The 23,643-nt window shown below is 66.5% G+C and carries 20 protein-coding genes and 1 pseudogene; 8 read left to right on the top strand and 13 right to left on the bottom strand.

Going from position 1 to position 23,643, the window contains the following annotated elements; genetic code table 11:
- Window positions 1–30: 30 nt before the first annotated feature.
- Window positions 31–1,383: a Gfo/Idh/MocA family oxidoreductase gene (locus tag LDO14_RS19280; RefSeq protein ID WP_018769920.1), complete on the bottom strand. Its 1,353-nt coding sequence runs from the start codon at window positions 1,381–1,383 to the stop codon at window positions 31–33.
- A 167-nt stretch (window positions 1,384–1,550) separates the two neighbouring features.
- On the opposite strand from LDO14_RS19280, the gene LDO14_RS19285 reads away from it, so the two are divergent.
- Window positions 1,551–2,654 carry a LacI family DNA-binding transcriptional regulator gene (locus LDO14_RS19285; RefSeq protein ID WP_223995313.1) on the top strand — a complete coding sequence of 368 codons (1,104 nt, stop codon included), beginning with the start codon at window positions 1,551–1,553 and terminating at the stop codon, window positions 2,652–2,654.
- A 147-nt stretch (window positions 2,655–2,801) separates the two neighbouring features.
- Here LDO14_RS19285 and LDO14_RS19290 read toward each other — a convergent pair.
- The 6 genes and pseudogenes from LDO14_RS19290 to LDO14_RS19315 form a co-directional block, all read right to left on the bottom strand.
- A pseudogene (locus LDO14_RS19290) lies at window positions 2,802–2,996 on the bottom strand (polyketide cyclase); the annotation flags it as partial.
- Window positions 2,997–2,998: 2 nt separating this feature from the next.
- A complete protein-coding gene (locus LDO14_RS19295) occupies window positions 2,999–4,459 on the bottom strand; it encodes a polysaccharide deacetylase family protein (RefSeq protein ID WP_223992971.1) in 1,461 nt (486 codons plus the stop codon).
- A 115-nt stretch (window positions 4,460–4,574) separates the two neighbouring features.
- Complete coding sequence (locus tag LDO14_RS19300) at window positions 4,575–5,486, bottom strand: intradiol ring-cleavage dioxygenase (RefSeq protein WP_018769916.1); 912 nt, start codon at window positions 5,484–5,486, stop codon at window positions 4,575–4,577.
- 327 nt (window positions 5,487–5,813) lie between these two features.
- The gene (locus LDO14_RS19305; RefSeq protein ID WP_026266199.1) at window positions 5,814–6,449 is read right to left on the bottom strand and encodes a GntR family transcriptional regulator; all 636 of its coding nucleotides are present in this window, start codon (window positions 6,447–6,449) and stop codon (window positions 5,814–5,816) included.
- Between the two features lie 41 nt (window positions 6,450–6,490).
- Complete coding sequence (gene tcuA, locus LDO14_RS19310; RefSeq protein ID WP_056392018.1) at window positions 6,491–7,954, bottom strand: FAD-dependent tricarballylate dehydrogenase TcuA; 1,464 nt, start codon at window positions 7,952–7,954, stop codon at window positions 6,491–6,493.
- Window positions 7,955–8,074: 120 nt separating this feature from the next.
- Complete coding sequence (locus LDO14_RS19315; protein WP_223992974.1) at window positions 8,075–8,743, bottom strand: GntR family transcriptional regulator; 669 nt, start codon at window positions 8,741–8,743, stop codon at window positions 8,075–8,077.
- A gap of 320 nt (window positions 8,744–9,063) precedes the next feature.
- Between LDO14_RS19315 and LDO14_RS19320 the strand changes: the two genes are divergently transcribed.
- The 5 genes from LDO14_RS19320 to LDO14_RS19340 all read left to right on the top strand — a co-directional run bounded on the left by LDO14_RS19320 (window position 9,064) and on the right by LDO14_RS19340 (window position 15,274).
- Entirely contained in the window at window positions 9,064–10,155 is a 1,092-nt protein-coding gene (locus tag LDO14_RS19320; protein WP_223992976.1) for a PrpF domain-containing protein, read from the top strand.
- A gap of 39 nt (window positions 10,156–10,194) precedes the next feature.
- Entirely contained in the window at window positions 10,195–11,292 is a 1,098-nt protein-coding gene (locus tag LDO14_RS19325; RefSeq protein ID WP_223992978.1) for an ABC transporter ATP-binding protein, read from the top strand.
- Window positions 11,289–13,073, top strand: a complete 1,785-nt coding sequence (locus LDO14_RS19330) for an iron ABC transporter permease (protein ID WP_018772059.1) — start codon at window positions 11,289–11,291, stop codon at window positions 13,071–13,073. The genes LDO14_RS19325 and LDO14_RS19330 overlap by 4 nt, the downstream gene beginning before the upstream one ends.
- A 32-nt stretch (window positions 13,074–13,105) precedes the next feature.
- Window positions 13,106–14,224 (top strand): extracellular solute-binding protein, encoded by a 1,119-nt coding sequence (locus tag LDO14_RS19335; protein WP_056392020.1) that lies wholly within the window; start codon window positions 13,106–13,108, stop codon window positions 14,222–14,224.
- A 78-nt stretch (window positions 14,225–14,302) separates the two neighbouring features.
- The gene (locus LDO14_RS19340) at window positions 14,303–15,274 is read left to right on the top strand and encodes a serine hydrolase (RefSeq protein ID WP_223992980.1); all 972 of its coding nucleotides are present in this window, start codon (window positions 14,303–14,305) and stop codon (window positions 15,272–15,274) included.
- A gap of 41 nt (window positions 15,275–15,315) precedes the next feature.
- On the opposite strand, the gene LDO14_RS19345 is transcribed toward LDO14_RS19340, so the two are convergent.
- On the bottom strand, window positions 15,316–16,221 hold the full coding sequence (locus LDO14_RS19345; protein ID WP_223992982.1) for a LysR family transcriptional regulator: 906 nt from the start codon (window positions 16,219–16,221) through the stop codon (window positions 15,316–15,318).
- 128 nt (window positions 16,222–16,349) lie between these two features.
- On the opposite strand from LDO14_RS19345, the gene LDO14_RS19350 reads away from it, so the two are divergent.
- Both LDO14_RS19350 and dctA read left to right on the top strand, forming a co-directional pair.
- Window positions 16,350–17,492 (top strand): PrpF domain-containing protein, encoded by a 1,143-nt coding sequence (locus LDO14_RS19350; RefSeq protein ID WP_223992985.1) that lies wholly within the window; start codon window positions 16,350–16,352, stop codon window positions 17,490–17,492.
- Window positions 17,493–17,549: 57 nt separating this feature from the next.
- Window positions 17,550–18,860, top strand: a complete 1,311-nt coding sequence (dctA, locus tag LDO14_RS19355; RefSeq protein ID WP_134164971.1) for a C4-dicarboxylate transporter DctA — start codon at window positions 17,550–17,552, stop codon at window positions 18,858–18,860.
- Window positions 18,861–19,116: 256 nt separating this feature from the next.
- On the opposite strand, the gene LDO14_RS19360 is transcribed toward dctA, so the two are convergent.
- From LDO14_RS19360 to LDO14_RS19380, 5 genes are read right to left on the bottom strand one after another with little or no spacing between them, the layout of a single operon-like run.
- Window positions 19,117–19,275 carry a hypothetical protein gene (locus LDO14_RS19360; RefSeq protein WP_223995356.1) on the bottom strand — a complete coding sequence of 53 codons (159 nt, stop codon included), beginning with the start codon at window positions 19,273–19,275 and terminating at the stop codon, window positions 19,117–19,119.
- Window positions 19,272–20,645 (bottom strand): NtaA/DmoA family FMN-dependent monooxygenase, encoded by a 1,374-nt coding sequence (locus tag LDO14_RS19365; protein ID WP_223992987.1) that lies wholly within the window; start codon window positions 20,643–20,645, stop codon window positions 19,272–19,274. Before LDO14_RS19365 ends, LDO14_RS19360 begins: the two co-directional genes overlap by 4 nt.
- 11 nt (window positions 20,646–20,656) lie before the next feature.
- Window positions 20,657–21,748 (bottom strand): LLM class flavin-dependent oxidoreductase, encoded by a 1,092-nt coding sequence (locus LDO14_RS19370; RefSeq protein WP_223992989.1) that lies wholly within the window; start codon window positions 21,746–21,748, stop codon window positions 20,657–20,659.
- Window positions 21,745–22,581 carry a DUF1684 domain-containing protein gene (locus LDO14_RS19375; protein ID WP_223992991.1) on the bottom strand — a complete coding sequence of 279 codons (837 nt, stop codon included), beginning with the start codon at window positions 22,579–22,581 and terminating at the stop codon, window positions 21,745–21,747. The genes LDO14_RS19370 and LDO14_RS19375 overlap by 4 nt, the downstream gene beginning before the upstream one ends.
- Window positions 22,578–23,639, bottom strand: a complete 1,062-nt coding sequence (locus LDO14_RS19380) for a transporter substrate-binding domain-containing protein (protein WP_223992993.1) — start codon at window positions 23,637–23,639, stop codon at window positions 22,578–22,580. Before LDO14_RS19380 ends, LDO14_RS19375 begins: the two co-directional genes overlap by 4 nt.
- Window positions 23,640–23,643 lie beyond the last annotated feature (4 nt).

Consider the following 23,643-nt stretch of genomic DNA (forward strand, 5'->3'; position numbering starts at 1 on the left):
TCTTCATTGGAAGGATGCGGTGGTACTGGTTCAGGAGACGGTGACGGGGGCGGAAATCAGCGCTTCGGTTTCGCGGCGGAGTTCCAGCGCTTGGGACAGGGAGTCATCAATGATGACATCGTCCCAACCAACGATCGCTCCCTTGGGCACATCGTTACGCAGCTCCACGTGGTGGGCCAGGGCGACGGGGAGGGCGCCGGTGGAGACCGAGTGCTTGGCGGAAACCAGCTTGCCCCACACCGTGAAGCCGCCTTCGCCGTCGAGGAATTCACCGGCCTTGAGGTCTTTCTTGGCGGTAGCGACCACATCGCCATAGAAGCCGACGGGCCCGCCGGTGGGGATGCCGCGGAGGGCTGCGTTGGCGATGGACATGTTCAGTTCGAGGCCTACGTAGTGGTAGGGGCGGTACAGGGCGGCGTACTGGCCGGTGGGGTCCGGGTGCCAGGGGTATTCGTTGAAGCAGCCGGAAACGTAATTGTTGGTTGCCTTGACGACGACGAAGACGCCCTCCTGGGTGTTGTGGCTGATCCAGCTGCCGTCGCGGTTGACGCTGGACATGACGTCAACGCTTCCTTCGTGGGCGAGGGAACCGCCGACGGCGGCCGGGCGGCAGATGGTGGCGATCTCTTCAACGTTGCCCGGTGTGAAGCTCAGGCCGGAATCGGAGGGGGCCAGCCCCGCGCCGTTGGCCACCGCCGCCATTTCGATGGCGGCCTTGGTGCCGTCGCGGAACGAGGTGTGCATGTAGGGGTTGAGCTGGCCGGAGTCGGTCAATTCCTTGGAGAACTCCCAGTTCTCCCAGACGTTGTCCGGGTTCATCTCGTGGTAGTGCTCCAGGTATTTTGCGCCCTTGCCGGCGCAAACCACATCAAAGCCGCTGGTGCGGGCCCAGTCGACGAGTTCCATGATGAGGGCCGGCTGGTCCCCGTAGGCCATGGAGTAGACCACGCCTGCTTCCTCGGCCCGCTTGGCCAGCGCAGGGCCGGCAAGGGCATCAGCTTCGACGGTCACCATGATGATGTGCTTCTTGGTTTCGATTGCCTTCAGGGCGTGCTTGATGCCGACGATCGGGTTACCGGTGGCTTCGACAATGACGTCGATGTCCACGTCGAACAGTTCGTCAGCGTTGGCGACGATGGCGGTGGAGCGGTCCTTCAGCGCCGTAGCGATATCGGGAGCTACCTGGGAGGCAGGCCAGTCCACCAGCTCGAAGGCCCCCTGCGCCCGCTTGACGTTGATGTCGGCAATGGCAACAACGTGGATGCCGGGGATGTTGTTGGCCTGCGCCAGGTACATGGTCCCGTAGCGGCCGGCGCCGATCAGTCCAACGCGGATGGGACGGGACTGCTGCTCACGCTCGCTGAGGAGTTTATGAAGGTTCACGGGAATCTCTCTAGGGGGTGCTTGGCCAAAGAAAAGCACCTCCGGCTCGCCGGATGGCACAACTTCTTTGTCGCTTTTTATGGGAAAACCGTCCGGAGTGGAACCGGTTCCACTTTTGTACCAGCTGCTGATAAGCTGTGTCAACGATCACCTTCCAGCCCGGCGTCATGAAGCAAACGGCTGAAAGAAATCGCGTAGGTCATAACCACGAAGGTCTTGTGTCTCAAGGAGGAGCGGTGCGCAAAGCGCCTACCATTCGCGACGTAGCGTCTGCTGCGGGAGTATCCGTCTCTGTGGTCTCACGGGTACTGAACCCGGAGTCGGGACCGGTCGCACCCGCAAAGAGGCAAGAGGTCTTGAGGGTCATCGATGAACTGGGTTACCGGCCCAGGGCGGCAGCGCGTGAACTCAGCGCCGGGCATGCACTCACCATCGGCCTGGTGGTCACCGATCTGTCCAACCCGTTCTTCGCCCGCCTGGCGGACAGGATCGTCTGGGAGGCGCGCAGCCATGGCGTGCAGGTGGTGTTGATGACCACGCAGGAGGATCCGCACCTGGAGGCGGACTCCCTGGATACGTTGCTGGACCGGTCGGTCAGTGGCGTCATTGCCACTCCCACCGGGGGCAACATCGAAAAATGGAGGCGCCTGCGCGACCTCGGCGTCAATGTCGTCTTCATCGACCGTGCCATCGAAGAACTCGAAGATGTCGATGTTGTCAGCATCGAAAACTTTGACTCGGGACAACGCTCAACCGAGCATCTCATCAGCCTGGGCCATACCCGGATCGGGCTGATCACGGGCCCGCTAACCACCTCCACCGGGAGTGCGAGGTTGAACGGCTACAGGGCTGCACACCGGAACGCCTCCCTGCCAGTAGACCCCACGCTGATACGTGACGTACCTTTTCGCGGGGACGCGGGCGGGGACGCCGTAGGATCGCTGCTTGCGATGCGCCAGCCGCCAACAGCACTCATCGTTGCCAACACGGCACAGGTGCAAAGTTCAGTCCGCAGGCTCGTCCAGATGGGCACTGACATCCCCGATCAGCTTTCGCTCATTGTCTTTGACGACAATCCCTGGACTGAGCTCACCTCTCCCCCGCTGAGCGTCATCCGCCAGCCGCTCGACATGCTCGCCGTTCACGCCATCGAGCTGGTGCTCGGACGGATGCAGGGGAAGCTCCCGGAGGGTGCCCGCCGCATCGAAGTCAAAGCGGACTACCTGCCGCGCAACAGCTGCGCGCCCGTTACCGCCCCGGTCGCGCGCTAAAGGCCTGCAGGGTCCAGCCCTGGAAGGACTCCCCCGTACCGTCAGCTGCAGGCTGATGGCCCCGGAGAAAAGCACCCGCAGCAATGGTCGACGGCGGAAATCACCCGCTGCCGTCGTCGAACCTTCCAGCAAAGGCAGCCCGGTACGTCAGGCCTGTGTCGCCTTCCGCCACCAGCGGGACAGGCGTGCGAACGTGGGCCCAGTGGGCGGCGGGATTTTGGCTGGGTCGGCGCCTGGCCGGCGTCGGCGCAGTTCCAGGGCCAGCGCCTCCTGACCGCGCGCCATCGCCCACCGGTGGTTCGCGGCAAAAGCCGGCTTGAGCAGCCAGCCCGGCCGCCGCAGCCCTACGGCCGCGCCGGCCGGGACCGGTAAACGTGCCCGGGCAGCAGCGGAATCCCCTCGAAGAGCTGGGGGACGGACACCAGCTTGTAACCCTGCCCCTGCAGGCCCGCAATCAGCTCCTGCTGCCCGGATATTGTCGACGGCTGGACGTCATGCATGAGCACCATCGCCCCGGGCGTGACCTCCTTCAGCACCTTGGGCACGAAGGCCGCCGGATTCTTGCTCTGCCAGTCCAGCGAGTCCACGGCCCAGATCATCAATGGTTTGCCCACTGCCGCCTGGACCGTTGCATCGGCCGCGCCGTACGGCGGACGCATCATGGTGGGAGTGGAACCCGTGGCGGCCAGGATCGCGGCATCCGTCCGGTCCATCTCTTTCCTGATCGCGGGCGGGGACAGCTTGGTCAGGTAGGGGTGGCTGAAGGTGTGGTTGCCGATGGCGTACCCGGCCTCGGCAACCTGCCTGGCGGCGGCCGGGTTGGCGGTGGTGTTGGACCCGGTCATGAAGAACGTGGCCTGCGCATCGTTGGCCTTCAGGATGTCCAGTAACTGGGGCGTGGTGCGGGGGTCGGGCCCGTCGTCGTAGGTCAGTGCAGCGCACGGGACAAGATCGCAGTTCACGTGCCGGTGGGCCGGGGCGCTTGCCGGGCGCGGTGCTGCGGCGGCGTTCAGCTGCCCCAGCACCTGGCGGCCGTAATCGCTGAGGGCAGCCGCCGTGTCTGCGGCATTCATCGTGGCCGTCACCTCCCGGCCGGGCATGCCGGGCTGCCCTGCGGAGACGGTCAGTTCGCCTTCCGGACTGAGGACAAGGTCGGTCGGGATTCCTTGAGGGGCGCGGGCGGCGATGTCGGCAGGGATGCCCGCCGCGCGTGCCTGGATGGCGGGGATGGACTCAGGCCTTAGCAGGTCGGTGCCGCTCCGGACCGCGCCGGAGGCCAGGTCGATATAAACGGTGGCGGCCGCCATCGCACTGACTCCGTCCGGCCCGGCGTCCGACACTCTTTGACGGACCACGAGCACATTGCCCTTGGCCTGGACGGGTTTGGCCGAAATGACCATTTCCCGGCCCTGGTGCTGGCCGGCGTTCAGTGCCATCGCGGGCCGGTAGCGGCCACCCGCCGGAGCCGCCGCATCCAGGAGTCCCAGCAGCCACGAGTCGATCCGGGCGTTGAAGGCGGGCAGCCCGTCAACGTAGGTCCAGGAGGCATGGACGTGGTGGTTTCCCACCTGGGCCGTCAAGGCCATCGGGTACCCGCCAGGGACAGCGGCCGGCTGATCCAGCACGTCGGACAATGGCGGTGGCATCGGCACCACCCGCGGCTGGCTGGAAACCCGGTCATGGGGCTGCAGCAGGGAAGGGGCCACCGCACTGCCAGCACCGCTGGCCAGCACCGCCGCTGCGCAGAGCGAGGCAACGAGCAAACGCAGGCACGCAACAGCCACGCTCCCGCGGGTGCGCCCCATACCCAGCCCCATCGATCCGCACGCTCCTCAGGTGTTGACCTCTCGATTGTCCCTTACTACCAGGCCCACATGACGAAACCGGAGGCAGTGGCTCGGAACGGGGAGCTGCGGCAGCCTAGATTGTCACGTTGAGTCCCGCCGTATAGCCCTCCGCGGCGGAACCGGTCATCGTTGCCAGCTGGTAGATGCCGCCGTCGTTCCCGAACACGTTGTCCGACTTGAGCGTTGTGCGGGTCATGTTCGCGACGCTGCGCTCGTACCCGGGGGTGGCGTACACGTCGTCGCAGGCCGCCTGCGGCAGCGCGATCTGGGAGACGGCCAATACCTGCCCGGCGGCGGTGGCATTGTTCATGGACTCAAACACTTCGAAGTGGATGTGCGGCCAGCGCCCGGAGTAGGCGGCCGGGAAGATCGACGTGAACGTGACCTGCCCGTTGGCGTCGGCTTCCTGCACGCCGCGCAGGTAGTTCTCGTTCTTCAGGCTCGAGTCGTACATCGAGTATTTTCCGTCCCGGTCGCAGTGCCAGGCGTACACCGCGGCACCGGCCATCGGGGTGCAGCCCTTGGCGTTGTCCAGGAGGGTCAGGATGAAGGTCAGCGGAACGCCCTCCGCCTTTGCGGAGGCAGTCCCGAAGCTCGACGTGATGTCCTTCCGCACCACCCCGGATGCCTCCAGGACATTCGGTCCGTTGGAGCCATCCCCCGGATAGGGGCCTGCGGTCTCCTGCGGGATTTCCACGCCGCACTCGGCGATGACCCTGGTCAGCGTCGGAGTGACGGCGGAGTCAGTGGTCGTGGCAGACGCGGAGGATGTGGCGGCCGCCGCCGTGCTTGATGCCGGGGAGACAGAGCCAGAGGTTCCGGCCGGCGTGCAGGCGGCGAGCGCGGCCACAGCACCGCCTGCGCCCAGGAACAGTCCCAGGGACCTGCGGCTTACCAGGGTGTTCAAGTCGAACTCCAGCCCCCGGTCGTGGTCGGGGTGCGGCTGGTCAAGGTCGGGCTGGCGGGGTGTGCGTGAAGTGGTCATGATGCAACGAAACCGCACGGGGCTATGCCGTGGGCCGGTTGCTGCTGTGCCGTTCCTGTGCGTCCGGACGCACGCTTCCCCGCAGGAAACCAGCCCCGCAGATAGTACGACGGCGGCACTCGCCCGGCGCCGTCGTCGTCCGTTCCAGCGAAGCCGGCCCGGCGCATAAGGCGCGGAAAAGCGAGGCGGGGCAGGCCCATTGGAGCCTGCCCCGCCTCTTTGCACCGGCTGATGCCCTGCGCCCGACTTTCGGGTTTCCTGTTGCGATGGAGTATGCAGGAACATCTGCCGGCGGGTCTGGTGCGGATGCCCGCGGTCGCCGGCGGCCTAGAGCGTCCTGGGATCGTCGGCGTACATCTTCAGCCTGATGTTCAAGGCGTCGGACATGTGGCGGGCGGCGATCTCACCCGCGCGCTCGGAGTCGCCGTCCCCGATGGCGTCCAGCAGCTCGGCGTAGTCCGCCAGCACCACCGGCCACCTTCCCGGGTAGGTCAGGGTGGTGAGGGTGTACCGGCGCACCTGCTGGTCAAGGCGTTCCAGCAGTCCGATCAGCGACGGGCTGTGGGTGGCGTGCCACAGCTGGGCATGGAAGGCGCGGTTGGTTTCCGCGAGCGCCCGGCCATCATTGGGATCCAGCTGCTGCATCTGCGCCAGCAGCCCCGTGAGCAGCTGGCGGTCCAGGGCGGTTGCCTTGACGGCAGCCTTGGCCGCGGCGGCCTGCTCCAGGATGATCCTCGACTCGTAGATGTCGATGATCTCCTCGGCTGAATGCGTACGGACCACCACCGCCTTGCCGCGCCGTTCCACCAGCCCGTCCTGTTCCAGCCGCTGCAGCGCCTCCCGCACAGGTGTCCGGGATGCCCCGTACCGCTCAGTGAGCTTCGCCTCCGTGAGCGGCTCGTCAGGCGCAAAGACACTCGCGAGAACATCCTCGCGAAGCCGCTGGTGGATGGGACTGGCCACTTTTTCCTCTTTTCCGTTGCTGGTGGGGGCTGCTGGGTTGCCTAGGCGATGGAGCCGGCACGGCGGCCGAAGACGGCGCCCGCCGCAAGCCCGGAGCCGCCGGGGTAGTTTCCGCTGAACAGTCCGCCCAGCGCTTCCCCGCAGGCATACAGCCCTTCGAGCGGCTCCGCGTCTTCGGTGAGCACGCGGCCCCAGGTGTCCGTCTTGAGGCCACCGAAGGTGAAGGTGATGCCGCAGGTCACCGGGAAAGCGTAGAACGGGCCGGTGGCGATGCTGCGGGCCCAGTTGCTCTTCGGCGGCTGGGTGTCGGCCCGGCGTCCGTCCTTGACGTTGGGGTCGAAGGGCGAGCTGCCGGTGATCGAAGCATTGAAGTTGTGCACCGTCTCCTCCAAACCCTCGGGGCTGATACCGGCCTTTTGGGCCAGCTCGGCGAGGGTTGGAGCGGTGACCACCGAGACGCCCGGCATGTCGTACTCCTCGGCGCGCAGCATGGGGCGGGAAGAAGCGTCAAAGATTTGGAAGGCGGCCGAGCCCGGCTGGGCAAGGATGTCCCGGCCGTACTTCGCGTAGGTGTAGTTGCGGTAGTCGGCGCCCTCGTCCACGAACCGCTTCCCGTCGCTGTTCACCACGATGCCCAGCGGGTACCCGCCGCGGGTGAGCTGGTTGGTGAGCGCCAGGTTGCTCTCGTTCTCCGGGTGCCAGGCGTCCCAGGCCACGCTGTGGCACGTGGACCAGTCGCCGCCCCTGGCCGCCCCGGCGTCGAGGGCGGCCAGGATCATCTCCCCCGTGTTGCCCGGCGTGCCGCGTACTTTCGCGTTCTGCCAGCCCTCCCCCAGGTGTTGGCGGCGCAGTTCAGGTGAGGCTTCAAAACCTCCCGAGGCGAGGATGACCGACTCGGCCCGGAGCTCGCCTTCCCCGGTTGACGTGCGGTACCGGACGCCGCGCACGCGGCCGTCCTCCTGGATGAGGCCGGTGGCTGCGCAGTCGTAGATGACCTCCACGCCCATGCGCTCCGCGGCGGCGCGGTGGTCGGCCATGAGTCCCTTGCCGCCGCCCACGTTGCCCACGTGCAGTCCGCCCCAGAACAGATACCCGCCGTCCTGGGTCCGGTACGCCTGGCGTTCGTACATCAGGCGGTATTTGAGTCCCATGCCCTGAAGCCAGCGCAAGGTCGGGTTGCTTTCGTTGACCAGGACCGCGGACAGTTCGGGGTCGTTGCGCCCTTCAGAGACCTTGGACAGATCGGCAAGGTATTCGGCAGCGGTGTACGCGGGGACTTCGCTGGCGGCGTGCCGCTCATCCGGTTCCACGAATTCGATGAGCTCCTGGAGCCCGTCGTGGGAGATGCGCGTGGCACCGGCGGTGTAGAAGCTGTTGCCGCCCGAGGCGGCTTCCCGCGCCTTTTCCAGCAGGACAACTTTGCGTCCACGCTCGGCGGCTGCAAGTGCTGCCGCAAATCCGGCGTTGCCGCCGCCCACTACCAAAACGTCGCTCTTGATCATCATCAATCTCCTCAGCTCCATCGCTGTACACGATTGTATACATAAGTATGCCGTAGCATGCAATGGGGTGGCGGCACATGCCTTGGGGGCATGGCAGGAGAGGGTGAGTGCCGGAGGTGGTGGCTACCCCAGGCGCGGGTGGCTGATTTCCTGGGCGTCGATGTACATCTGGATGCGGATGTTCTTTGCTTCGTCCATGTGGGCGCTGGCGATGCGGCCGGCCTCCTCCGCGTTCCGTGCGCGGATGGCAACCAGCAGCTCCTCGTGCTCCTTCAGCACGCGGTCCCAGCGCTCCTTGGTGGAGAGCGTGGTGCCGGGGTAGCGGATGAAGTGGACCAGGATCCGGTCGAGCAGGTCAAGGAGGGCGGCGCTGTGGCTGGCGGCCCAGATGCGCTCATGGAAGGTGCGGTTGGCGGCGGCCAGTTCAGCCGGAGTGGCAGCATCGAAATCAAGGGTGACCATGGCCTGGTGTGCGCGGTCGATCAGCATCAGGTCCATGTCCGTGTGCCGGAGAGCCGCAGTTTTTGCGGCTGCCTCCTCCAGGAAGGTCCGCACCTCATAGAGGTCCAGCATCTCCTCCGGGCGGTACTCCCGCACCTGCATGCGTGAACCGTAGCGCTCCACGAGCCCCTCGGTTTCGAGGCGCCGCAAGGCTTCCCTGATGGGCGTCCGGGAGACGTTGTACTTCTTGGCCAGGGCGCTTTCAACGAGCTGGGCACGGGGAGGCAGCTCCTGCGAGATGATGGCGTTCCTGATCATCAGGTAGGGGCTTGTCTCTGGTTGCGACGCCACGGGCGGCCTCCGGTCTTCATGCAAACAAGCGGCAGGACGCGCCGGCGCCATACCTTTAGCCGTAATTCTAGCGCACTGCATACCGTTCCGGCGGGCTGTGAACACCGTGCCGATATTTCGCACACTCTCCCAAAAGCACCAGGCACCCACACTCCCCTTTCGGTATTCATCTTTTGAAGACTGTTGCTTAAGTCATATAAACGGTATACCGTTTGTGACCAACGCCATACAGCAGGGTAATAACCGGATTCTGGTTTGCTCAGCTTTGAACATTCATCCGGCGGCTGCACACGGTAGCCCGGGGTTTTTCAGGAGAACCAATGACGCTTCTATTCAGGGAAGAGCCGCACGCCGGCACCCTCCCGGTCACCCCGGTGCCGGCCACCCTCGTCCGTGGCGGCACCAGCAAGTGCTGGATATTCCGGGACAAGGACCTTCCGGCTGACGCCCTGGAGACGGACCGTCTCCTCATCCGCACCTTCGGTTCGCCGGATCTCCGCCAGATCGACGGAGTAGGCGGCGCCTCGTCGACCACCAGCAAGGCGATCACCGTGGCCGGCACCGACCGGGACGGAACGGTCCGCTACCGGTTCGCCCAGGTGGCCATCGACAAGCCGGCAGTCGAGTGGGCCAGCAACTGCGGCAACTGCGCAACAGCGCTGGGCCTCTACGCGCTCCATGCCGGGCTGGTCGCTCCCACCGGGGAAGTCACCCGGGTCCCCATCCTGAACACCGTGACCGGGCTGCGCCTCGTTTGCGAGATCCCCACACCGGGGGCGCAGGTACCGGCCTACGGCGGGCGGCGCCTCGACGGCCAGCACTACCCCGGCGTCCCCATCGACGTCATCTTCCAGAAGTACTCCTGGTCCAGCTACGGTGCACAGTTCCCCACAGGCAACGCCACGGATGACATCGAGGTCGACGGGAAGCGGTACCAGGCGACACTGATCGACGCGGGCGCCCCGGCTGCACTCTTTGCCGCACAGGACCTGGGGCTGGACGCAACCGCCAGCGAGGAAGCCTTGGAGGCACTAGTCCGGATCGCTCCGCAGTTGCGCGCTGCGGCCGCCCGCCGGATGGGGCTGCCGCAGAACCTCAGCTCCATTCCGAAGGTTGGCGTCGTGGGGCCTCCGCCCGCAGGCGCAACCGGCGTTTCGGTCCGGATGATCTCGATGAGCGCGTTGCACCCCGCCATCGGCCTCACCAGCGCGGTCGCCGTCGCGGCTGCTTCGGGGACCGCAGGCAGCGTGGTGCAGCGCAACGTGGTTCCGGCGGCGGAGGCCGGACTCTTTATCCACTTACTGAAAGGCAAGACGGCGCTGGCATTGGATGCAGCCGATCCCGCTGAAGTCTCCTTTCAACGCTCGGCCCGCGTCATCAGCGAAAGCACCATCCTGGTGCCAAGTGACTGAAGAAACCCCTACAGGAAAACCCAGCCCAAGGAATCAGCCATGAAAATCAGCATTCAAAACCTGCAGCTGAAGTACGGAAGCTTCACTGCCATCGAAAACCTCAACCTCGACATTGAAGACGGCGAGGCACTGGTCCTCCTGGGCCAGTCGGGCTGCGGCAAGACCAGCACGATGCGCTGCATCGCCGGCCTGGAGGAGCCCACCTCGGGGCGGATCATCATCGACGACGTTGTGGTCTTCGACTCCGAAAAGGGCATCAACCTGCCCCCGAACAAGCGCAACGTCGGCATGGTCTTCCAGTCCTACGCGGTATGGCCGCACATGACGGTTGCCCAGAACGTTGCCTATTCGCTCAAGCAGAAGAAACTCTCCAAGAGCGAAATCGATGAGCGCGTCATGGAGGCGCTCACGCTGGTCGGCCTGGAGCCCTACGCCGACCGCGGCGCCAGCCTGCTCAGCGGTGGCCAGATGCAGCGCGTGGCCCTGGCACGCAGCCTGGTCATGCGGCCCAGCGTGCTCATGCTCGACGAACCGCTCTCCAACCTTGACGCCCGCCTGCGTGACCGGCTCCGGGTTGAACTGCGTGAGATCCAGCTCCAGTTGGGGCTCACCTGCGTGTACGTCACCCACGACCAGCACGAAGCCTTCGCCCTGGCAGACCGCATCGCCCTGCTCCAGGGCGGCCGGATTGTGCAGATGGGCGCCCCGCAGCACATGTACGAGGCACCCGCCAGCGCCTCGATCGCCCACTTCCTGGGTGTTTCCAACATCATGGACTGCACCCCGGAGGGCACGGCCACCGGCGCCACCACCGCACGCATCACCAACAGTGAGCTCACCATCCAGTCGGCGCAGCAGGCCAGTGATGCGGGCGCATCCCCCAAGGTCTGCATCCGGGCCGAGGACCTGCAGATCACTGCCATGCCCACCGAACACCCCAACTCGTGGCCGGGGACGGTACGCGTGGCGGGCTTCCAGGGGAACGACATCCGGTACGCGATCCAGCTGGAATCCGGGCCCGAACTGGACGCACTGGGCGGGCTGAGGCGCGGCGAACAGCACAAGGTGGGGGACCGCGTGTGGGTCACCGTCAACCCCCGCGAAGTCCAGATCCTGCCGGCTGAGGTCCTCGCATGAGCCTCAAGACCACCGAGGCGGCCAGCCGCGTCGAGGCCCGCCTGGCACCGAAGCCCGAACCCCGGAACTACCGCTCTGCCCGGACCCTTGCCGGCCTCCGGAAGAACACGCCGGGCCTGATCGTCCTGGTCATCCTCGGCGTCCTCATCGTCCTCCCCCTTGCCCTGGTCCTGCTCGCCGCGTTCTCGGACAGCGTTCCCCGGCCGGGCAGCATCTCCCTGGGCGGCCTGACGCTGTCCAACCTGGCGCTGCTGGCCACCCCGGAAGCACTCGGGGCCCTGGTCAACTCACTCATGGTCGGCGCAGGCTCGGCACTCATCGCCCTGCTGATCGGCGCATTCCTGGCCTTCGTGTGCGCCCGCTCCGATGCGCCGTGGCGGAAGTTCATCTTCTTCATCGGCATGGCGCCGATGTTCATCCCCGCCCTGGTGGGCGCCCTGGCCTGGTCCCTGCTCTGCTCGCCCAGCGCCGGCTACATCAACATCTTCCTCCGCGACCTGGGCATTGACGCCGCCATCAACATCTACAGCCTCCCGGGCCTGGTGTTCGTGCTGGGAATCTTCTACGCCCCGTACGCCTTCCTGCTGCTGCACAGCTCGCTGTCGATGATGAACGCCGACCTCGAGGAGGCTGCCACCGTCCACGGGGCTCCGCTGCGCACCATGCTGCGGACCGTCACCCTGCCCCTGGCCCTGCCGGCCATCCTGGGCTCCGCCGTCCTGGTCTTCGCGCTGACGATGGAAAACTTCCCCGTGGCCCAGGTCATCGGCAACCCCGCCGGCGTGGACACGCTGCCCACCTATATCTACCGCCTCATGAGTGCCACTCCGGCCAAGAGCAACCAGGCTGCCAGCGTCGCCGTGATCCTGACCGTTGCGCTGATGGCCGTGACCCTCATCCAGCAGCGCATCATCAACAAGCGCAAATTCACCACCATGACCGGCAAGGGCAACCGTCCCCGGCAGGTGCCGCTGCGCAAGATGCGCTGGCCCTTCACCATTCTGGCCCTGGCCTACTTCGCCGTGTCCGTCGTCCTGCCCATGCTCGCACTGCTCGCCGCGTCCATGCAGGCCACCCCCTTCGTGTCCTCGATGTCGCAGCTGCTGGAGGCCAATTCCCTCAGCTTCGCCAAGCTGATCGAAGTCCTCGGATCCAACGATTTCCAGCTTGCCCTCAAGAACAGCGTGCTGGTGGCCCTGATCGCGGCATTCGCCGGCACCACCCTCAGCTTCATCGCCTCCTACATCCGCTACCGCACCAAGTCCAAGGTGGGACGGCTGATCGAACTGGTCGCCATGACCCCCCTTGCCGTCCCCGCCATCGTGATGGGCATCGGACTGCTCTGGACCTGGCTGCTGCTGCCCCTGCCCATCTACGGCACCCTGGCGATCCTCGCCGTCGCCTGCGTTGCAGTGTTCATGCCCCAGGGCTACCGCGGCGTCTCCGCATCGATGCTCCAGATGGACCAGGACCTCGAGGACAGCGCGGTCATGCTCGGCGCCGGACGGACCCGTTCCGTCCTGGACGTCACCCTGCCCCTGATGCGCGTCGGCATCATGTCCTCGTTCCTGCTCTTCCTCATGCTGTCCATGCGTGAGCTCAGCGCCTCCATCTTCCTCTTCACCTCGAACACCCGGATCCTGTCCATCCTCGTGTTCGACAACTTCGACAACGGCCAGAGCCAGGCAGCTGCCGCCGTCAGCGTCCTGTACTGCCTCGTCATCGGAATCCTCGCCGTCATCGCCCAAAAAGTCGGCGGCGAACGCAAGACCAAGAACTGACCTCACACCCACCTTTGAAAGGGACACCCACAATGAAGTTAGCGTCCAAACTTCCCGCCTTCACCGCAGCCGGAGTGCTGCTCGCCCTCAGCCTGGCCGGGTGCGGAAGCCCCGCCCAGAGTGCCGGCGTGGTCACTGCCACCGCAGCTGTGAACACCGACAACGGACTGGTGATCAACGGCGAATCCATCGCGGACAAGGACACCTACGAGAAGGCCAAGACCCAGACCCTGTCCCTCTACTCCGGCTACACCGATTCCTCTGAAAGCGCGCTGGTTGACGCCTTCACCAAGGACACCGGCATCAAGGTCAACGTCGTACGGCTCACCCCGAACAAGCTCTCCGAACGCGTTCTCTCCGAACAGGGCGCCGGCAAGCTCAGCGCCGACGTCATCCGCACCTCCGACTACCGGATTGCCAAGTCCATGGAGGACGCCAAGGTCTGGAAGGCCTATGACGTACCCGGCGCCTCGGCCCTCAAGGACGTTTCCGTGGACGGCGGCCAGTTCACCCGCATGTTCAACTCCGTCTACACCCTGGGGTACAACACCCAGCTGGTGAAGGAAGCCGATGCCCCCAAGTCCTGGGCGGATGCCGTCGGCGGCAAGTGGCAGGGCAAGCTGGGCATCGTCCAGGGCGGCTCGGGCGGCAGCACCGCTGCGCTGAACAGGTTCATGGAAACCAAGATGGGCGGCGACTACTTCGCCAAGTACGCTGCGCAGAAGCCCAAGATCTACGACTCCCTGGGTGCTGAGGCCACGGCGCTGGCCCGCGGTGAAGTGGCCGTGGGCACGGTCACCATCAGCGGCACCAACATCTCGGCCGTCCAGGACAAGGCCCCGGTCAAGTTCATCGTCCCCGAGGAAGGACTCGTCTCGTACGACTATTACCTGGGCATGACGGGCACCGCCACGAACGTGGAAGCCGCGAAGGTCTTCATGAACTACAACCTTTCCAAGCAGGGCCAGCAGGTCTTTGCGCAGATCGGTGAATACCCAGTCCGCACCGACGTGGCACCGCCCACCATCATGGGCGTGACGCTCCCCGCCGTCGATTCCGGCAAGGTCTACCGCATGCAGAACACCGACGCCGTGACCTACGGCAAGGACGACCTTGCCAAGTGGAACCAGGTCTTCGGCTACACCAAGTAACCCCGCAATCCCGTGCCTGGGGACCCGGCCTCCGCTGGGTCCCCGGGCTTTTTTCATTCACCCACCACCAGGAGCCCCGTGACCGCCGTCCACGTCCCCGCACTTCCGGTGCCCCGGAACACCTCGTCCCTGCTGGTCCGCCAGGACGGCAGGACCATCCTTGAACTCGGCGACACCACCCGCGCCAGTTACGTCGCCTCCGTGCGCAAGAGCCTGCTCTCGATCCTTTTCGGAATCCAGGTGGACGCCGGCACGGTCAGCCTCGACGCCACACTCGATGAGTTCGGTGTTGATGATGTTGGCGGCCTGCTGCCCATCGAGCGGACGGCCCGGCTCCGTGACCTGTTGACGTCGCGTTCGGGCGTCTACCATCCGCCCTCCAGCCCGGGCAGCGACGAGGATGTTTTCCCTTCACGTGGCACAAAAGCACCGGGGCAGTATTTCCTCTACAACAACTGGGATTTCAACGCCGCCGGCGCGATCTTCGAGAAGGCCAGCGGCCTGACCGTCTTCGAAGCGTTCCAGAAGCACCTGGCCGGTCCGCTGGGGTTCGACGACTACGACCCCACACGCCAGCGAATGCTCGGGGACGCCCGAAAGTCCGCCTTCCCTGCCTACCACTTCTTCCTCTCCGCCCGGGACCTGGCCAAGATCGGGATGCTGATGGCTGCCTGCGGCCAGTGGGAGGGACGGCAGCATGTCCCCCGGGAGTGGGTCAGGGACAGCGTGGCCACCCATGTCAGGCGCGCAGACATGGCGCCGGCCACCGGTTTTGGCACCTGCGACTACGGCTACCTGTGGTGGCTCCCCCGGGAATCCGGCCCGCAGTGGGAGGGGGCGTTCATGGCGGAGGGCAACTACGGCCAGTTCCTGCTGGTCCTGCCGGCGATCGGGAGCGTCATTGTGCACCGGCGCTTCGTCAGCGACAGCTTCGCCGTCGCCCGGAACACCGACACGGCAGCTGCCTCGACGGCAGGCCCTGCTCCGGTGACCCACGCCGAATTCATGGACCTTGCCCGGGCGCTGGTTGCCGGGCCCCTGGCCCGGTAGGCGTCAGGAAAGGCACCGTACGACGGCGGCACCCTCCTTTGTCAGGAAGCCGTGCCCTTGGCGATGGAACGGAACACCTTGGTTGCCTGCTGCGCCGCGGGGCTGAGCCGCCGGTTTGCCAGGTGGGCCAGGAGGATCCGGCGCTTCGGCGATCCGGCGAGCGGGACCGCCACCACGTCGGGGCGCAGGGCCGTCAGCGCCAGCCTGGGTGCCAGGGCGATCCCGATACCGGCCGCCACCATGCCTTGTGTCTCCTGGTAATCGTTGGCGGCGAAGGCGATCCGCGGTTCGAACCCGGCGTCGCGGCATACCCGGCTGAGGACATCGGCCACGGGGTGCTCGTCGCGCACCACCCATTCCTGGTCGCTCAAGGCGCCGATGCGGACCGAGCCCAGTTTCGCAATGGGGTGCTCCCGCGGTACCAGCAGCACTGTTGGATCGTTCATCAGCCTGACCAGGGCCAGGTCAGGGTCCTCGATCTGCTGCCAGGGATAGTCCCACAGCAGCGTCAGTTCGATTTCCCGCCGCCGCAGCCGTTCCAGCAGGCCGTCCCGGCGGGCACTGACAACCGTCACTGCCACCTCCGGGTGGCGGGCGCGGAACGCCAGCACAACGTCGGGCATCAGGGAGGCCCCGCCGGTGGGAAAGGTCCCAAGCCGGAGCTGGCCCCGCCGAAGGCCCGCGAACTCCCCCATTTCGGCACGGGCGGCTTCAACGGTCCTGTCGATGTCGTCGGCGTAGTGCAGCAGGGCGTGCCCCGCCTCGGTCAGGACCACGCCCCGGGGATGGCGCTCGATGAGGACCACGCCCATCTCCTGCTCGAGTTTGGCTATCTGCTGCGACACCGCCGAGGTGGTGAAGGAAAGGGCGGTAGCAGCCGAGGTCAGGGAGCCGGAACGGCCCACCTCACGGAGCACATGGAGCCGGTGGAGATCGAGGATTGCCATGCACTGAGTTTAGCAAAAGTAGATAGTCGTCCATTTATTTGCGATTGTGCTGAAGGCTCCCATCCCGGATCGTAGAAGTACAAGGTGCTGTGAAGTAGAGCACCTGCAAGTTACGAGGGAGAAATACAGTGGGACTCAAAGGACATTGGTACCGGGGCGGCACCAGCAAGTGCTGGCTCTTCGATGCCAGGGACGTGGCCCTCCACGCCCCCACCCGCGAGGAAATCCCCGCACTGCTGTCAGCCGCTTTCGGCGCAGCGGATGCGCGGCAGCTGGACGGCGTCGGGGGCGGAACGTCCACCACGTCAAAGGCTGCGGTCATCTGGGCAACCCCTGGTGCCGAGGCAGACCTCGACTACCTTTTCGCCCAGGTAGGGATCGGTGACCCCACCGTTGAGCTGGGTTCCAACTGCGGCAACTGCGCCACCGCCATTGCCCTGTTCGCCGTCCAGACGGGCATCGTTCCCGCCCGGGACGGCATGACCAAGGTCCGCATGCGCCACGTCACTTCCGGCGCCGTGCTCAGCGGAGCGGTTCCAACTCCCGGCGGCCACATTCCCAAGTCCGGCCTGGCACGGGTTCCGGGCAGCAGCGCCGCCGGTGTTCCCGTCAGCCTCTCGTTCCACGGCCCCTGGGGCCAGAACACCGGTGCACTCCTGCCTACCGGCAACACCGTGGACCAACTCCAGGTCAACGGCAGGACCCTGGGCGCAACGATGGTGGACGCCGGCGCCCCTGCCGTGCTCCTCGCAGCCGACCAGGCCGGCGTCGATCTTTCCTCAATGACGGACAACCTCACCGCCCAGCTGCCGGACCTCATCGCGGCACGGGCATCAGCCGGCCTCATCATGGGGCTGCGGAAGCCTGAGGATCCGCCGCAGAACGCTGTCCCGAAAGTCGGGGTTGTGGCGCCAGCCGGCGACTACATCACCGCGGACGGAACAACCATCACCGCCGGCAGCCACGACGTGCGGGTGCGGATGCTGTCCATGCTCGCACCCCACCCGGCCATCGGCCTGACCTCAGCCGTGGCAGTTGCCCTTGCATCCTCGCTGCAGTCATCGGTCGTAGCCAACGCAGCAGGCCAATCACCCTCCACCGGCACCGGAACTCCCCGCTTGCTGCGGGTCGGGACGCCCGCCGGCGTGATCACCGCCGAAATCATCACCGATGACACCGGCGCCGTCAGCGAAGTGGCCCTCCACCGGGCAGCCCGCCACATCGCCACCGCAGATATCGACGTGGCCCCGGCCGCCGAGCTGTCTGCCTAAAACCCCTTATCTCTTTGCCCCATCATTAAGGGGCCGCACCAACCAGGAAGTTGTTCAATGAAGATCAAATCCATCCTCGGACACCTGTATGTCCAGGTACTCATCGGAGTCGCCCTCGGCGTCGTTGTGGGCGCACTGTGGCCCGACCTCGGTTCGTCCCTCAAGCCCATCGGCGACGGCTTCGTGAAACTCGTGAAGTTCATGATCGCCCCCATCGTGTTCTGCACCATCGTCGGAGGCATCACCTCGCTGCGGGACACCAAGAAGGTGGGCCCCACCCTGATCCGTTCGCTTGGCCTCTTCTACGCGCTGACGGCACTCGCCCTGGCCCTGGGCCTGGCCGCGGTGACGCTGTTCCAGCCCGGCGCCGGGATGCACATCGATCCCACGCACCTGGACTCCTCGGTGGCGCAGAAGTACACCACGCAACTGCCCAGCAGCAACCCCGTGGACTTCATCCTCAGCATCATCCCCACCACCTTCGTTGGCGCCTTCGCCGACGGTGAGGTCCTGCCCGTGCTGGTCATTGCAATGCTGTGCGGCTTTGCCTTCAGCAAGCTCGGCGCACCGGGCCAGCTGGCCCTGAACGTGGTCAACAGCTTCAACAAGCTGCTCTTCATCATGTTCGGCTACATCATGAAGGTGGCTCCGCTGGGAGCCTTCGGGGCCATGGCCTTCACCGTTGGCAAGTACGGCGCCCACTCCATCGGAAACCTCGGCATGCTGATCCTTGCCTTCTACGCCGCCTGCATCGTCTTCGTGGTGGTCGGCCTGGGCATCCTGGCCAAGGTGACCGGCTTCAGCCTGTGGCAGATCCTGCGCTACTTCAAGGATGAGTTCCTGATCGTCCTGGCCACGTCCTCCAGCGAACCGGTCCTGCCGCGCCTGCTGTCCAAGCTCGAACGGATCGGCTGCGACCGCAGCGTTGTGGGCCTGGTGGTCCCCACCGGCTACTCCTTCAACCTGACCGGAACGGCCATCTACCTCACCCTCGCCTCCATGTTCATCGCCCAGGCCTGCGACATCCACCTCAGCTGGGGCCAGATCCTGCTGATGCTCGGCATGATGCTGCTGACCTCCAAGGGCGCGGCGGGCGTCACCGGAAGTGGTTTCGTGGCCCTGGTGGCGACGCTGACGGTCATGCCCACCCTGCCGGTGGCCGGCGTGGCCCTCATCGTGGGCATCGACCGCTTCATGAGCGAGGCCCGTGCCCTCACCAGCACGGTCTGCAACATCGTCTCCTGCGTGGCAATCGCCAAGTGGCAGGGTGAGCTGGACATGGTCAAGCTCCGCTCCGAGCTCCAGGCGGGCTTCGTGCCCACCGAGGCGGAGAAGGTTCAGCTGGCCGAACCGGCCTTGGCCCACTAACCGGCCGCCAGCCCACCACCATCAGTGTTTGCCCGGGATCCCAGCAGGGGTCCCGGGCAAACCCCTGCAAGGGGTATTACTTCACAATCCGCACGGGAAGGACCCGAGATGAGTGAGCGCCAAACGGAACAGGAAACTGCAGAAGACTGCGACGCCGGCACCTGCTTCTACTGCCAGAGCCCGGAAACCGACTAGCGCCCCAGCCCTGGGGCCACGCCGTCAGCCTGGGCACTGCGAGGCAGGGCGGCAACAGGCCCTAGACCCACTGCTCCCACAGCGTCAGCTGCAGGCTGACGGTCCCGGACGAACCAGCCACAACGGAACCGGCCCCCGCGGAAGGGTCGACGACGGCACCCGCCGTGCCGCCGTCGTCGTCCCTTCCAGCCAAAACAGCCAGCCGCATCAGCCGCATCACGCCCGGACCGCCTCAGCAGCCGCATCCGAAGAACGCACGGGCGTCTCCAGCCCAAGGTTTTCCCGCAGGGTGTTCCCGCGGTACTCCGTGGGGTACACCCCGCGTTCCTGCAGCTCCGGCACCAGGTGGTTGACGATGTCGTCCAGGCCGGAGGGAATGAGCCACGGCGAGATGTTGAATCCGTCCACCGCCCCCACCCGCGCGAACTCGGCCAGCTGGTCCGCCACCTCAACGTACGAACCCGTGAAGGTGGAATCCACCCGTGCAGTGCGGGAGGTGACGAACTGCCGGATGGACAGCCCCTTGTCCTTGGCCTCGGCCCGCCACTGGTCCGCCAGCTGCCGCGCCTTGGCGCCGTGGAAGCCGCTGCCGCGGGTCTCGGACGTTTCCTCCACCACCGGATCGATCTCCGGCAGCGGTCCGTCCGGATCGTAGGCCGACAGCTCGCGGCCCCAGAACTGCTCCAGGTAGGCGGTGGCCTGCTGCGGGCCGATCTGCAGGCTCCGCACCCACTCCTTCTTCTCCGCCGCCTCCGCAGCGGTGGGCGCCAGGATGAACTCACTGGCCGGCATGATCTGCACGGCGTTGGCACCCCGGCCAGCGGCCAGGGACCGCTCCACGAGGTCCTTGCGGAACTCCACGGCGTCGTCGAACTTGGGGTGCGCGGAGAAAATCACATCAGCCTGCCGGGCGGCAAAGTTGCGGCCCTCGGGCGAGTCGCCGGCCTGGAACAGCACCGGGCGGTACTGGGCGCTGCGCGGCAGCCGCGGCGTCACGTCCACCGTGTAGTGCTGGCCCTGGTGCACCACCCGCCGGGCAGGACCGTCCGGGGTTTCCCACGAATCCCAGATCCGCTTGGCCGTCTCCACGAACGCTTCGGCGTGCTTGTACCGGTCAGCGTGGTCCAGGTATCCCCCGCGGCGGAAGTTGGCCCCGGTCCAGGCGTTGTCAGTGGTCACGATGTTCCACGCGGCACGCCCGCCCGAGATCAGGTCCAGCGACGCGAGCCGGTGCGCCAGGTCGGCGGGATCGTTGTACGTGGTGTTCTGGGTGGCCACGAGCCCGATGTTTGTGGTCACCGAGGCCAGTGCGGCCAGCATGGTCTGCGCGTCCGGCCGGCCCACCACGTCCAGCGCGTGCGGGCGGCCCAGGTGTTCACGGAGGCGGAGCCCCTCGCCCAGGAAGAACGCGGCGAACAGCCCCCGCTCGGCGGTCTGGGCGATGCGGCGGAACGATTCGAAGTCCGTCTGCGAGCCCGATTCGGCGGCCTTCCAGATGGTGCCGGAGTTCACGCCCTGGAAGAAGACCCCAAACTGGATCTGGCCCGACGGCACAAAGACATCGGATTTAGCACGGTTGTGCTGTGTCACGGTGGTTCCCCTTACTTTCCCGCGCCGGCGGGCGCAGCGGCGTTGGATGCGGCGGTGGCGTAGCGGCTCACCGGGCGTGAGAGCCCCAGCAGGTCGCGGAAGGTGCCGTCCTGCACCACCGGGCGGAGGACTCCGCGGCGGCGCAGTTCCGGCAGGACCAGGCGGCCCAGTTCCTCCAGGTCGACAAAGAGCGACGCCGGGTGCAGGCGCACGCCGTCGGCCTCCTTCAGGAGTTCCGTGAGGAAGTCCGTGAGACCGGCGGCGGAACCGGCGTAGTTAGCACGGCCGGAGCCAAAGCCAGCCACCCGCCCCGCCGCAACCTGCCCGCGGGAGTCCAGGACGACGTCGAGCTCGGCGACCACTGCAACGCCGGCAGCCACCCGGGACCGCACATCGCGGACCTCTGCCGCCAGCAGTTCGGCGGCAGGTGCGGACACCAGCACGGCATCCACGGCGTCCGCGGGAACCTCCCCCAGCAGGGACGCGGGCGCCAGCACGGGCAGCTGCCCCTGCAGCGGCCGCGGAATGATGGACGGTCCCTTCACGGAATAGCCGGCGCCGGCAAAATCGGCACGAGTCTCGAAATCGACCGCCGTGTCAAAATCGACATAGTGCAGCTTGTCCACGTCGATGTACCGGCCGGTGGCCACGTCGCGGATCACGGCGTCGTCCTCCCACGAATCCCACAGCCGCCGGGACACCTCGATGGACGCCGCGGCCTCCTGACCCAGTGCAGCGCCGGTCACGGACGGGCGTCCGACGGCGGCAGCAGCCTCCGGCGATTCGGCTGCCGTCACGATCCACCCGGCCCGGCCGCCGGACACGTAGTCCAGGCTGGCCAGCTGGGTGGAGATGTGGAACGGCTCGGTGTAGACGGTGTCCACCTCGGGTACCAGGGCGATGGTCCGGGTGGCGGGCCCGGCGAAGGCCGCCCGCTGCAGCGCGTTGGCGCGGCCCGGAGCGGGTGCGTCGGTGAAGGTTGCTGCATGGAAGCCCGCGGACTCTGCTGCCAGCACGGCCCGGGTGAGGTGCGCGCCGTCCCAGCCGGCGCCGTCGAGCTCAAGGGCAAGGAACCCTCCCTGGCGGGTTGAAGAGATGCTCACTGCTGGTCCTGACGTTCGTAGGGAATCTTTTCGCCGGCCTCGATGGCCACCGGCAGCCGGTTTTCCGCCGGCGGCAGCGGGCAGGTGGCCAGGTCCGTGTACGCGCACGGCAGGTTCACGGCCCGGTTGAAGTCCAGCAGCACGGACCCGTCTGCGGCCGGCACTACGGACAGCGAGCGGTTGGCGGCATAAGTGGTCTTGCCGGAGGTCTGGTCTGTGAACAGCACGGACAGGGCGCCGGGGGCGTGGCCGTTGAATGCGGTCAGCGCCAGCTCCCGGCCGGCCAGCTTGAAGCGGATCTCGCCCGGCGCCTCATACACATGCTGGATGCCCTCGACGGCGGCGCCCACCGTGGTGGACCTCGGCGCCTCGAACGGCACATAGGTTCCGCGCACGGCATACGCGGCATCCGGCGAGTAGGCGGGCGTGCCCTGGTAGGCCTGCAACAGCGGGTTTTCCGGATGACGGGGCCGGACGATGTATTCGCCGCCGCGCTTGGCCAGCTCAATGACGGTCTCGCCGGACACCAGGTTGATGCCGCCGCGCTCCTCGATGGGGCCAAGCTCAACGGTGGCCCCGGACGCAGTGTTCAGCTCCGTGCCGTCCTGCTGCAGGCTGTCACCCGGCTCCAAAAGGATGCGGACGACGTCGGCCGCCACGCTCCAGGTGCCCGGGACGCCTTCCAGCCGGGCGGGTTCGCTGCCCAGCCAGTGCAGGTGGGTCACCGCCAGGAAGCCGTGCGGGTGGGCGCGGTGCTGTTCGTGGGCGGCGTGCCATTCCTGCCAGTCGGCGTCGAAGGATTCGAGGGCGGTTCCGGTGGATTGTGCGGTCATGATGCCTTCCCTGACGGGGCCGCGCCGGCCGATGCCTGCGTGGCCGCGAAGTTCTCTTCGGTGATGGTCTTGGATTCCGGCAGCGCTTCCTCGGACAGGCCCCAGCGCTCCAGCACCTTGCCGTAGGAGCCGTCCTTGATGACGGCATTGAGGGCCTCGGAAATGACCGGTGCCAGCCCGTTGCCGCGCAGGGTGGTGGCGGCCACCAGGGTCTCGGAGGGCCAGCCGGCGTTGACCTTGCCCACCACCTTCAGGTCGTCCCGGGTGTTCTCGCGGTACACGGTGGACGGGTAGGGGGCGATGTTCAAGTCCGTCCGGCCGGAGGACAGCGCCAGGATGGTGTCCGCGTCGGAGGAGTAGTACTGCAGCGTGGCCGGCGCTTTGCCCTTGCCCTCGAGCTCCTTGTTCCACGCCAGCAGGATCTTTTCCTGGTTGGTGCCGGACCCCACGGAGATCTTCAGGCCGGAGATGTCGTCCGCGCCCTTGATGTCATAGGTGGCGGACTTTTTGGCCTCGAAACCCATGTACGCGGCCCGGTAGCTGGCGAAGTCGAACAGCTTCACCCGGTCCTTGTTCACGCCCACGTTGGAGAACACAGCCTCAAAGTCGCCGGACTGGGTCTTCAGCGGCCAGTTCTCCCAGGACGTCACCTGCACGTCCAGCTCCAGGCCCAGCTTGTCCGCCACCAGCTGGGCGATGTCCAGTTCGGAGCCGATCGGCGTCTTGTCGTCGGTGGCGTGGAAGGACAGCGGGATGGACCCGGCGGTGGTGGCCACCGTCAGCTTGCCGTCCCTGCCGATCAGCCCGGGGACCTTGGCGGCGAGCGCCGCGTCCTTCTCGCCCCGGATCCGCTGCTGGTCCGGTGAGGTGTTGTAGACCACGCCGTTGCGTGCCGCCGTCGTCTGCGCTCCTCCGCTGGCGTTGCCGGCGGCGGAGGCGCCGGGGTCGGCGCAGCCGGCGAGCGCGGCAGTGCCAAGGAGTGCGGTGCCGAGGAGTACGACGGCGGGACGCGCCGCGAGGGCGCGGCTGCGGCGGAGGCCGCGGGTGGGGAAAGCCATGGGG

The sequence above is a fragment of the Arthrobacter sp. NicSoilB11 genome (genome assembly GCF_019977375.1).
In the GTDB taxonomy this organism is placed as follows: Bacteria; Actinomycetota; Actinomycetes; order Actinomycetales; family Micrococcaceae; genus Arthrobacter.

Coding starts and splice junctions, on each gene's coding strand:
- LDO14_RS19375 (WP_223992991.1), bottom strand. CDS start 22,581: ATGACCGCACAATCCACCGGAACCGCCCTCGAATCCTTCGACGCCGAC.
- LDO14_RS19330 (WP_018772059.1), top strand. CDS start 11,289: ATGAGCCTCAAGACCACCGAGGCGGCCAGCCGCGTCGAGGCCCGCCTG.
- LDO14_RS19285 (WP_223995313.1), top strand. CDS start 1,551: ATGAAGCAAACGGCTGAAAGAAATCGCGTAGGTCATAACCACGAAGGT.
- dctA (WP_134164971.1), top strand. CDS start 17,550: ATGAAGATCAAATCCATCCTCGGACACCTGTATGTCCAGGTACTCATC.
- LDO14_RS19335 (WP_056392020.1), top strand. CDS start 13,106: ATGAAGTTAGCGTCCAAACTTCCCGCCTTCACCGCAGCCGGAGTGCTG.
- LDO14_RS19300 (WP_018769916.1), bottom strand. CDS start 5,486: ATGACCACTTCACGCACACCCCGCCAGCCCGACCTTGACCAGCCGCAC.
- LDO14_RS19325 (WP_223992978.1), top strand. CDS start 10,195: ATGAAAATCAGCATTCAAAACCTGCAGCTGAAGTACGGAAGCTTCACT.
- LDO14_RS19320 (WP_223992976.1), top strand. CDS start 9,064: ATGACGCTTCTATTCAGGGAAGAGCCGCACGCCGGCACCCTCCCGGTC.
- tcuA (WP_056392018.1), bottom strand. CDS start 7,954: ATGATGATCAAGAGCGACGTTTTGGTAGTGGGCGGCGGCAACGCCGGA.
- LDO14_RS19295 (WP_223992971.1), bottom strand. CDS start 4,459: ATGGGGCGCACCCGCGGGAGCGTGGCTGTTGCGTGCCTGCGTTTGCTC.
- LDO14_RS19380 (WP_223992993.1), bottom strand. CDS start 23,639: ATGGCTTTCCCCACCCGCGGCCTCCGCCGCAGCCGCGCCCTCGCGGCG.
- LDO14_RS19345 (WP_223992982.1), bottom strand. CDS start 16,221: ATGGCAATCCTCGATCTCCACCGGCTCCATGTGCTCCGTGAGGTGGGC.